The 9,845-nt window shown below is 70.1% G+C and carries 9 protein-coding genes; 7 read left to right on the plus strand and 2 right to left on the minus strand.

Annotated elements, in window-relative coordinates; genetic code table 11:
• Positions 1-40 precede the first annotated feature (40 nt).
• The 7 genes from V6U88_RS29100 (at position 41) to V6U88_RS29130 (ending at position 8,213) form a co-directional block, all read left to right on the plus strand.
• The gene (locus V6U88_RS29100) at positions 41-1,366 is read left to right on the plus strand and encodes an ABC transporter substrate-binding protein (RefSeq protein WP_334457981.1); all 1,326 of its coding nucleotides are present in this window, start codon (positions 41-43) and stop codon (positions 1,364-1,366) included.
• Between the two features lie 22 nt (positions 1,367-1,388).
• Positions 1,389-2,348 (plus strand): carbohydrate ABC transporter permease, encoded by a 960-nt coding sequence (locus tag V6U88_RS29105; RefSeq protein WP_334457982.1) that lies wholly within the window; start codon positions 1,389-1,391, stop codon positions 2,346-2,348.
• Positions 2,345-3,256, plus strand: a complete 912-nt coding sequence (locus tag V6U88_RS29110; RefSeq protein ID WP_334457983.1) for a carbohydrate ABC transporter permease — start codon at positions 2,345-2,347, stop codon at positions 3,254-3,256. Before V6U88_RS29105 ends, V6U88_RS29110 begins: the two co-directional genes overlap by 4 nt.
• 160 nt (positions 3,257-3,416) lie before the next feature.
• Positions 3,417-5,630, plus strand: coding sequence for an alpha-galactosidase (locus V6U88_RS29115; protein WP_334457984.1), 2,214 nt, complete (start codon positions 3,417-3,419; stop codon positions 5,628-5,630).
• A 113-nt stretch (positions 5,631-5,743) separates the two neighbouring features.
• Positions 5,744-6,136 (plus strand): YciI family protein, encoded by a 393-nt coding sequence (locus V6U88_RS29120; protein WP_334458030.1) that lies wholly within the window; start codon positions 5,744-5,746, stop codon positions 6,134-6,136.
• A gap of 3 nt (positions 6,137-6,139) precedes the next feature.
• On the plus strand, positions 6,140-7,393 hold the full coding sequence (locus tag V6U88_RS29125; protein ID WP_334458032.1) for an RNA polymerase sigma factor: 1,254 nt from the start codon (positions 6,140-6,142) through the stop codon (positions 7,391-7,393).
• A gap of 136 nt (positions 7,394-7,529) precedes the next feature.
• Positions 7,530-8,213, plus strand: a complete 684-nt coding sequence (locus V6U88_RS29130; protein ID WP_334457985.1) for a DUF1345 domain-containing protein — start codon at positions 7,530-7,532, stop codon at positions 8,211-8,213.
• A 189-nt stretch (positions 8,214-8,402) separates the two neighbouring features.
• Here V6U88_RS29130 and V6U88_RS29135 read toward each other — a convergent pair whose 3' ends face one another.
• On the minus strand, positions 8,403-8,684 hold the full coding sequence (locus V6U88_RS29135) for a hypothetical protein (protein WP_334457986.1): 282 nt from the start codon (positions 8,682-8,684) through the stop codon (positions 8,403-8,405).
• A gap of 162 nt (positions 8,685-8,846) precedes the next feature.
• A complete protein-coding gene (gene cspE, locus V6U88_RS29140) occupies positions 8,847-9,050 on the minus strand; it encodes a transcription antiterminator/RNA stability regulator CspE (protein ID WP_013283833.1) in 204 nt (67 codons plus the stop codon).
• Between the last annotated feature and the right edge of the window lie 795 nt (positions 9,051-9,845).

The raw sequence follows: 9,845 nt of genomic DNA on the forward strand, positions 1-9,845 counted from the left end.
AACCCTTGGGCGCCGCACCTCTTCATCCGCAGGAGGCACCATGTCCCGTCCCCGTACCGAAGCCGAGTACCTCGCCCGGCTCGTACCGCCCTCCGTCTCCGGCATCGGGCGGCGCTCGCTGCTCGCCGGCGCGGGCGCGGGCGCGCTGCTCGGCACCGGCCTGCTCGCCGGCTGCGGCTCCGACTCGGAGTCCGGCTCGGGCAGCAAGACCGTCTCGATCGGCTCGAACCAGTCGGACCCGAAGCCGAAGGACGTCATCGCCAAGGTGATGGCCGGCTTCCAAACCGCGTCCGGCATCGAGCCGAAGGTCAACACGGTCGACCACAACACGTTCCAGGAGAACATCAACAACTACCTGCAGGGCAAGCCGGACGACGTGTTCATGTGGTTCGCCGGCTACCGGATGCGGTTCTTCGCCGCCAAGGGGCTGGCCGGTGACCTCAGCGACGTCTGGGGCAAGCTCTCCGGCTACTCCGACGCGTTCAAGAAGGCCTCCACCGGCGACGACGGCAAGCAGTACTTCGTGCCGGCGTCGTACTACCCGTGGGCGGTCTTCTACCGCAAGTCGGTCTGGCAGCAGCGCGGGTACCAGGTGCCCAAGACGCTCGACGAGCTCAACACCCTCGGCGCGCAGATGAAGAAGGACGGCCTCACCCCGATCGCCTTCGCCGACAAGGACGGCTGGCCGGCGATGGGCACCTTCGACATCCTCAACCTGCGGATCAACGGCTACCAGTTCCACGTCGACCTGATGGCCGGCAAGGAGGCCTGGACCTCCGACAAGGTGAAGAAGGTCTTCGACACCTGGAGCGGGCTGCTCCCCCTGCACCAGGCCGACAGCCTGGGCCGCACCTGGCAGGAGGCCGCCCAGTCGTTGCAGCAGAAGAAGAGCGGCATGTACCTGCTCGGCCTCTTCGTCGCCCAGCAGTTCAGCAACGAGGAGCAGGACGACCTCGACTTCTTCACCTTCCCCGAGGTCGACTCGACGATCGGGGCGAAGGCCCTGGACGCGCCGATCGACGGCTACATGATGGCCCGCAAGCCGAAGTCCGAGGCGAACGCCAAGAAGCTGCTGGAGTACGTCGGCTCGAAGGCCGCCGCGGACATCACCGTGAAGAACGACCCGAGCACCCTGGTGGCCAACGGCGGCGCCGACACCGGCGGCTACACCGCGCTGCAGAAGAAGGCCGCCGACCTGGTCGGCTCGGCCACCGAGATCGCCCAGTTCCTCGACCGCGACACCCGGCCGGACTTCGCCTCCACGGTGATCATTCCGGCGCTCCAGCAGTTCATCAAGAACCCCAGGGACATCGACGGGCTGCTGAACAGCATCGAGAACCAGAAGAAGTCGATCTTCACCAGCTAACGGCGAGAGGGGGAGGACCACCGTGTCCGACCTGCCCCTGATCCAAGCGGATCACGCCGTGCCGTCGCCGGCCGCGACCACCACCTCCACGGGTGGTCGCGGCCGCCGGCTACGGCTCCTGTCCCGCACCGACCGCGTGGTGATCACGCTGATGGTGCTCGTACCGCTGCTGCTCGTCGTCGCGCTGGTCTGGCTGCCGGCGCTGGCCACCGTGGCCCTCTCCGGCACCGACTGGGACGGCATCGGCCCGCTGAGCGAGATCGAGTGGGTGGGCGGGCGCAACTACTCCGACGTGGTCAACATCTACCCACCGTTCGTGCCGGCGGTGCAGAACAACCTGCTCTGGCTGGCGGCGCTCTTCGTGGTCGCCACGCCGTTCGGGATGTTCCTCGCCGTGCTACTGGACAAGGAGATCCGCGGCAGCCGGTTCTACCAGACCGCGCTCTACCTGCCGGTGGTGCTCTCGCTGGCGCTGATCGGCTTCGTCTGGCAGCTCATCTACAGCCGTGACCAGGGCCTGCTCAACGCCGTGCTCGGCACCCAGACCGACTGGTACGGCGACTCGTCGGTCAACATCTGGGCGGTCATGTTCGCCGCCGGCTGGCGGCACGTCGGCTACATCATGCTGCTCTACCTGGCCGGGCTGAAGGGCGTCGACCCGTCGCTGCGCGAGGCCGCCGCGGTCGACGGCGCCTCGGAGAGCCGGACGTTCTTCCGGGTGGTCTTCCCGGTGATGCGACCCATCAACATCATCGTGCTGGTGGTGACGGTGATCGAGTCGCTGCGCGCGTTCGACCTGGTCTGGGTGATCAACAAGGGCCGCAACGGCCTGGAGTTGATCTCCGCGTTGGTCACGTCCAACGTGGTGGGCGAGGCGAGCCGGATCGGCTTCGGCTCGGCACTGGCGACGATCATGCTGGTCGTCTCCCTGGTCTTCATCACCATCTACCTGACCACCGTGATGAGGGAGGACCGGCGATGAGCGCCGCGACCACGACCCGCGAGCCGGCGACCGACGCGCCGGTCGCGCGCCGCGCGCCGCTGCGGCCGGCCCGGGTGGTCCTACACCTGTTCCTGGGTGCGGTGGCGATCGGCTGGCTCTTCCCGATCGTCTGGGCGGTGCTGACCTCGCTGCGCTCGTACGAATACACCGCCGCCAACGGGTACGTCTCGCTCGGCGGCTGGACGTTCGACAACTACGTCACCGCCTGGGAGACCGCCGAGTTCGGCAAGCATTTCCTCAACTCGGTCTGGATCACCGTGCCGGCGGTGCTGGCGACGCTCTTCCTGGCCTCCTGCGTGGCGTTCGTGATCGCCCGGTTCAGCTGGAAGCTCAACATCGTCCTGCTCGGGCTCTTCACCGCGGCCAACCTGCTGCCGCAGCAGGCGCTGCTGATCCCGCTCTTCCGGCTCTTCACCGAGGTGCCGCTGCCGGAGTTCATGAGCGACTCGGAGCTGCTCTACGACAGCTACTGGGGGCTGATCCTGATCAACGTCGCCTTCCAGTGCGGCTTCTGCGTCTTCGTGCTGAGCAACTACATGAAGGCGCTCCCCCGCGAGCTGTACGAGGCGGCGATGGTCGACGGCGCGAGCGTCTGGCGGCAGTACTGGCAGGTGACCATGCCGCTGTGCCGGCCGGCCCTGGCCGCGCTGGCCACCCTGGAGGTGACCTGGATCTACAACGAGTTCTTCTGGGCCACCGTGCTGATGCGCTCCGGCGACAAGTTCCCGGTGACCAGTTCGCTGAACAACCTGCGCGGCGAGTTCTTCACCGACAACAACCTGGTCTCGGCCGGCTCGGTGCTGGTCGCCCTCCCCACCCTGGTGGTCTTCTTCCTGCTCCAGAAGCAGTTCGTCCGGGGGCTGACCCTGGGCGCCTCGAAGGGCTGACACCGCCGGGACTCCCGCGCCCGGCCCCACTGGGCCAACGAATGAGCGACATGCCGGTCCCGCATTCAGATGCCTGACCGGCATGTCGCTCGTCCCGATCCGGCCGCCCGGTCCCGTCACGGACGGTGACCGGCGTGCCCTCACGGAGAGATGAGCGGTCATGACGATTGCGTCCGTCATCCACCTACGTCGCGCGCGGACCAGCCTGGTGCTCGACGCGCGTGGCCCGGGGCTGCCCCGGGTGGTGCACTGGGGCGCCGACCTCGGCCCGGTGCCCGCCGGCGACCTGCCCGCGCTGGTCGACGCCACCATCCCGCCGGTCGTGCCGAGCAGCTTCGACGCGCCCACCGTGCTGTCCCTGCTGCCCGAGGCGAGCGCCGGCTGGAGCGGGCGGCCCGGCCTGGCCGGGCACCGCGACGGACGGGACTGGTCCACCGCGTTCCGCCTCGACGGCATCGACGTCGACGGCGAGCCGGATCCGGGCCGCGTGGCGGCGGGCGGGGACGCGGTGGTCGTATCCGACGACGACGGTGGGGCCGACGGGCCCGGCGCGGCCCGGGTCACGGTGCGGGCGTCGGACCCGGGCGCCGCCCTGTCGCTGACCGTCGAGATCGTGCTGGACCCGCACGGGCTGCTCACCCTGCGGCACCGGGTGCGCAACGACGGCGACGCCCGCTACGAACTGCGCGAGCTGACCCCGGTGCTGCCGGTGCCGGCGGTCGCCACCGAACTGCTCGACCTCACCGGGCGCTGGTGCCGGGAACGCGCGCCGCAGCGGCACCCGTGGCCGATGGGCGCCTGGGTGCGCGAGGGCCGGCACGGGCGTACCGGACACGACGCCACCCTGCTGCTGATGGCCGGCACGCCCGGCTTCGGCTTCGGCCACGGCGAGGTCTGGGCCGTGCACACCGCCTGGAGCGGCGACCACGTCACGGTCGCCGAACGCCGGCCCACCGGCGAGTCCACCCTCGGCGGCGGGGAACTCCTCACCCCCGGCGAGATCGTGCTCGGCCCCGGCGAGGAGTACGCCACTCCCCTGCTGTACGCCGTGCACTCCACCGCCGGCCTGGACGGGCTCAGCGACGTGCTGCACCGCCACCTGCGCGCCCGCCCCGGGCACCCGCGCACGCCCCGACCGGTCACCCTGAACGTCTGGGAGGCCGTCTACTTCGACCACGACCTGGCCCGGCTCGCCGCGCTGGCCGACCGGGCCGCCGAGGTGGGCGTGGAACGCTTCGTGCTCGACGACGGCTGGTTCCGGGGCCGCCGGCACGACCGGGCCGGCCTGGGCGACTGGTACGTCGACGACGAGGTCTGGCCGGACGGGCTGCAACCACTGATCGACCACGTGCGCGGGCACGGGATGCAGTTCGGGCTCTGGGTCGAGCCGGAGATGGTCAACGCCGACTCCGACCTGTTCCGCGCCCACCCGGACTGGGTGCTCGCCACCCCCGACCGGCTGCCGCTGGAGTGGCGCCACCAGCAGGTGGTCGACCTGGCCCACCCGGAGGCGTACGACCACCTGCTCGGGCGGCTCGACGCGCTGCTCACCGAGCACCCGGGCATCGCGTACCTCAAGTGGGACCACAACCGCGACCTCACCGAGGCCGGCCACCGGGGCCGGCCGGGGGTGCACGCGCAGACCGTGGCGGTCTACCGGCTGCTGGACGAGCTGCGCCGCCGGCACCCCGGGGTGGAGATCGAGAGCTGCTCCTCCGGCGGGGCCCGGGTCGACCTGGAGATCCTGCGCCGCACCGACCGGGTCTGGGCCAGCGACTGCAACGACGCCCTGGAGCGGCTCGCCATCCAACGCTGGACCGGGCTGCTGCTCCCACCGGAGCTGGTCGGCACCCACATCGGACCGGAGCGCTCGCACACCACCCACCGGGTGCACGACCTGGGCTTCCGCGCCGTCACCGCGCTCTTCGGCCACCACGGCATCGAGTGGGACATCGGGTCGGTCGACGCCACGCAGCGCGCCGAGCTGGCCGCCTGGGTCGCGCTGCACAAGCGGCTCCGCCCGCTGCTGCACTCCGGCCGGGTGGTCCGGGTCGACCACCCGGACCCGGCCGTGCAGGCGCACGGCGTCGTCGCCCACGACGGCTCCCACGCCGTGTACGCGGTGTCGCGGCTGACCACCTCCGCCGCGCAGGCGCCCGGGGTGGTACGCCTGCCGGGTCTCGACCCGGCCCGCCGCTACGCCGTCCGTCCGCCGGCGGGCGTACCGGAGCCGGCGGTGCTGCAGCTCACCGAGCCCGGCTGGCTACCCAAGGGGGTCACCCTGGGCGGGGCGGTGCTGGGCTCGGTCGGGGTGCAGCTGCCCGCCCTGCACCCGGAGCAGGCGCTGCTGCTGGAGGTCACCGCGGTCGACTGAAAAAGTTCGGAAAATCTTCGGGACGGATGTCGAGAACCGGGGCGGCGGCTTCTACCTCCGGGTGCAAGCATCGAGAATCGGTGCTCGGACGTGAGGAGCCAGCCGTGAAGTACATGCTGCTGATGCAGTTCAGCGCCGCCGGAACCGACTTCCCCCCGATCGACACCTGGACGCCGGACGAGATCGCCGCCCACATCGCGTTCATGCAGGAGGTGAACGGCAAGCTCGCCGCCGACGGCGAGTGGGTCCAGGGCGAGGGGCTGGGCGGGCCGCAGCAGGCGCGGATCGTCCGGGCCGGCGCGGGCGGCGCGCCGGTGGTCACCGAGGGACCCTTCGCCGAGACCAAGGAGTTCCTCGCCGGCTGGTGGATCGTCGACTGCGAGACCCCGCAGCGGGCGGTCGAGATCGCCGCGCACATCTCCACCGCGCCCGGCCCCGGCGGGCGACCGCTGAACATGCCGATCGAGGTCCACCCGGTGATGTCGGCACCGCCGCAGGAGATGTGACGGCTGGACACCCCGGACCGCACCGTCGAGGACCTGCTGCGCGAACTGGCGCCGCAGGTCCTCGGCGTGCTCGCCCGCCGGTTCGGCGACTTCGCCACCGCCGAGGACGCCGTCCAGGAGGCGCTGCTCGACGCGGCCACCCAGTGGCCCGCCGAGGGCCTGCCGGACAACCCGCGCGGCTGGCTGGTCCAGGTCGCGTACCGCCGGATGATCGAGCTGGTCCGGGCCGAGACCGCCCGGCGCGAGCGGGAGGACCGCGCCGCCCGGCGCGAGCCCGACCGGCGGCGGACGGCCCCGGCGGCGGACGAGCCGCCGGCCACGGAGCGGGACGACACCCTGGTGCTGCTCTTCCTCTGCTGCCATCCCACCCTGTCGACCGGGTCGGCGATCGCGCTGACCCTGCGCGCCGTGGGCGGGCTCAGCACCGCCGAGATCGCCCGGGCCTTCCTGGTCCCCGAGGCCACCATGGCGCAGCGGATCAGCCGCGCCAAGCAACGCATCCGGGACTCCGGGGTGCCGTTCCGGCTGCCCGACCGGCGGGAGCGGCAGGACCGGCTGGCCGCCGTGCTGCACGTGCTCTATCTGATCTTCACCGAGGGGCACACCGCCAGCCTCGGCCCCGACTTGCGCCGGGTGGACCTGTCCGAGGAGGCGGTCCGGCTGGCCCGGGCCATGCACGCGCTGCTGCCCGACGACAGCGAGGTCGCCGGGCTGCTCGCGCTGATGCTGCTCACCGACGCTCGGGCCGCCGCCCGCACCGGCCCCGCCGGGGAGCTGATCTCCCTGGCCGACCAGGACCGGACCCGCTGGGACGCCGCCGCCATCGCCGAGGGGACGGCGCTGGTCACCCGGGCGATGGCCCGGGGCCCGGTCGGGCCGTACCAGCTCCAGGCCGCCATCGCCGCGCTGCACGACGAGGCGCCGACGGCCGAGGCCACCGACTGGCCGCAGATCCTGGCCCTCTACCAGGTGCTCGAACGGCTCTCCGGCAACCCGGTGGTCGCGCTCAACCGGGCCGTGGCCACGGCCATGGTGGACGGCCCCGAGGCGGGCCTGGCCGCGCTCGCCACGCTCGCCGCCGACCCCCGGCTGGCCGGGCAGCACCGGCTCGACGCGGCCCGGGCCCACCTGTACGAGATGTCCGGGGACCGGGAACGGGCGGTCACGCACTACCGGGCGGCGGCCGGCGGCACCACCAGCCTGCCCGAGCAGCGCTACCTGAGGATGCGGGCGGCTCGGCTGTCACTGGGCGAGTAGGTCGGTACTCGTCCCCGCCACCGCGTACGCGCGGAGGCATGCCGACTGCCAGATCGTTGGGCCATTCAGGTGACCAGCGGGCTCGCTGTGTACGGCAATGAGCACGTTATGTGATGCGATGGGAGACACTCGGACGATGACCGGCATGCCCCCGGAGACGTTGTATCACCGATGCCTGGGCTGGCACGCCCCTGCCCTGCGGCGAGCCGTCCTCGTCGCCTCCATCGGGCTCATCGTCGCTCTCGCGCTCCTGCCGTTCATGACGTGGCAGTTGGCCGCGGTCGGGGGCTGGGACGCCGCCGCGCTCGCCTTCCTCCTCACCATCTGGCCGGTCATCATCCGAGCGGACAGCTCCCACACCGAGATGATGGCCATGCGTGAGGACGAGACGCGGGTGACCGCCGCAGTGCTGCTGGTAGCAGCGGGCGTCACCAGCCTGCTGGGTGTCGGCCTTGCTCTCAGCCTCGCCGGCAAGCAGAGCGGCTCGACGCGGGTGCTGCTCGTCGGCGTCGCAATGCTGACCGTCCTGCTGTCGTGGACCGTTGTCAACACGGTCTTCACCCTGCGCTACGCCGACCTGCAATATCGATCAACGATCGGGGGGATCGGCTTCGAGGGCCAGCCTGTGCAGGGAAAGACCACCTACCGCGACTTGGCTTACGTCGCCTTCACGATCGGCATGACTTACCAGGTATCGGACACGGCCATCAGCGATCCGCAGATCCGGGGCAGCGTGCTGTCCCATGCCGTCCTGTCGTACATATTCGGTGTGGTGATCGTGTCGGGCTCCGTGAACCTCATCGCCGACCTGGCCCGCTGACGATGTCGGACTACCGACCGGTTGGTGGCACGCGGAGCTCAACGACACGTGCTTCGCTCGCAGCCTCTGACGTACCGCTCCCAAGCGGCGCTGCTCAGCGCAAGCCAGCCGCCCGATCGGCGGCAGATGAGTGCAGAGCAGAGTGACCGCGTCGCGGCGGCGATGTAGCGGCGGCCGGGCGGCGCACGATCAGAATGGTGCGGGTCCGCGGCCTGCCAACGACATCAACACCTGCGTGGCGAGTAGCTTGCGAATGCCGGTGACGGCGACTGTCCCCATCCGATCGTAGGGCAGTTCCAATTGCAGACCTTCGACTGCGTTGCGAAGGTCTGTCGTGATCTCGTCCGGACGGAACGTGCCGCCCCAGCCGTTGAGTCCTCCGCGCTGGTTGGTACTGAGGGAAGCCATGCCGGATATGCATGCGCCGTCGACCAGGATCAGCCTCGCAGGACCCGAGTAGGTCGTCGCCATAGTCATCAACCCTTCAGGATGTAACGCCGTGCACCCCGGGTCCCGGCTATCTGACAGCCGGCCTTCTGCCGATCAGACGATTTTCGCGATGCCGTGGTGAGCGCATGAAACGCCGAACGGCGGCCCGCTGAACCAGTCGGGCCGCCGTTCGCAGAGTGTGGATCAAAGCGGGCGGATGTTCTCCGCCTGCGGGCCCTTCTGGCCCTGGGTGATGTCGAACTCCACCTTCTGATTCTCGTCGAGGCTGCGGAAGCCGCTCGCCGAGATCGCGGAGAAGTGGGCGAAGACGTCGGCGCCGCCGTCGTCCGGGCTGATGAAGCCGAAGCCCTTGTCGGCGTTGAACCACTTCACGGTACCTGTAGTCATGTCTGCTCCTTCGCAGGCTGTTAGAGACCGCACTGTGCGGACCCATACGCCGCCGCGTTGATCACCCGCGTCGAAACGACACGAAAAACGAAAAGCGCCTGGATGGGTTTCAGATGCCCCATCAGGCGCCGGAAAACGTCTACGGAAATCAAAACTGCAACTCGGCTACCGTAGCACATGATCCGTCGTCGATCCCACGGCGGGGAGTGGACCTGGTCACTCGTCTGCTTGCCACGCCGCGTGGACGGCATGTTGACCGGGTTCACGATGGGCTACTTGCAAGACTGGGAAGTGGCAGCGACACCGAGAATCGGCAGGTCGCGCCCGATGTGGCGTGAATTCTAGTCGGGCGCCGTCAGGACGAGCGGCCACGATGTCCGTCCACAAGGCCTCGATTGCTCGGCGATGGAGACCTGCGGAAGCGCTGTCTGGCTCCGAGGCGGGACGGGGGCAGGTCGGCGGATCGGCCGGCTCGCCCAGTGGTCTCGGTGGAGGATCTTGGTGTGGTTCGCGTCGTGCCCGACGCTGGTGGCCGTGCGGGGCGGCTGGCAAACCGCGCGATGGCGAGCGCTGAAGGGTCGAGAGACGTCGAATACAATACCGCCGTACGGTGGCTGGCCTGCGTAAGAGCTATCCGGCCCGAGGTAGTCAGCCTGACGGCATGACGTTGAATCGCACCCCGGATCTCGGATGTCCGCCGTGTTGCCCAGGCCGTGTGCCCACGGATGCACTCACATCGGCTACTTGTTTCATTGACCTGCGACCGTGGCCCGGCCAGGCTTCGGTCGAGGCGCC

This window comes from Micromonospora sp. CPCC 205739 (genome assembly GCF_036906795.1).
GTDB lineage: Bacteria > Actinomycetota > Actinomycetes > Mycobacteriales > Micromonosporaceae > Micromonospora.

Excerpts from the sequence above, each read along its gene's own strand:
- V6U88_RS29100 (WP_334457981.1), top strand. The coding sequence starts at position 41 with ATGTCCCGTCCCCGTACCGAAGCCGAGTACCTCGCCCGGCTCGTACCG.
- V6U88_RS29110 (WP_334457983.1), top strand. The coding sequence starts at position 2,345 with ATGAGCGCCGCGACCACGACCCGCGAGCCGGCGACCGACGCGCCGGTC.
- V6U88_RS29115 (WP_334457984.1), top strand. The coding sequence starts at position 3,417 with ATGACGATTGCGTCCGTCATCCACCTACGTCGCGCGCGGACCAGCCTG.
- V6U88_RS29120 (WP_334458030.1), top strand. The coding sequence starts at position 5,744 with ATGCTGCTGATGCAGTTCAGCGCCGCCGGAACCGACTTCCCCCCGATC.
- V6U88_RS29130 (WP_334457985.1), top strand. The coding sequence starts at position 7,530 with ATGACCGGCATGCCCCCGGAGACGTTGTATCACCGATGCCTGGGCTGG.
- V6U88_RS29135 (WP_334457986.1), bottom strand. The coding sequence starts at position 8,684 with ATGGCGACGACCTACTCGGGTCCTGCGAGGCTGATCCTGGTCGACGGC.
- cspE (WP_013283833.1), bottom strand. The coding sequence starts at position 9,050 with ATGACTACAGGTACCGTGAAGTGGTTCAACGCCGACAAGGGCTTCGGC.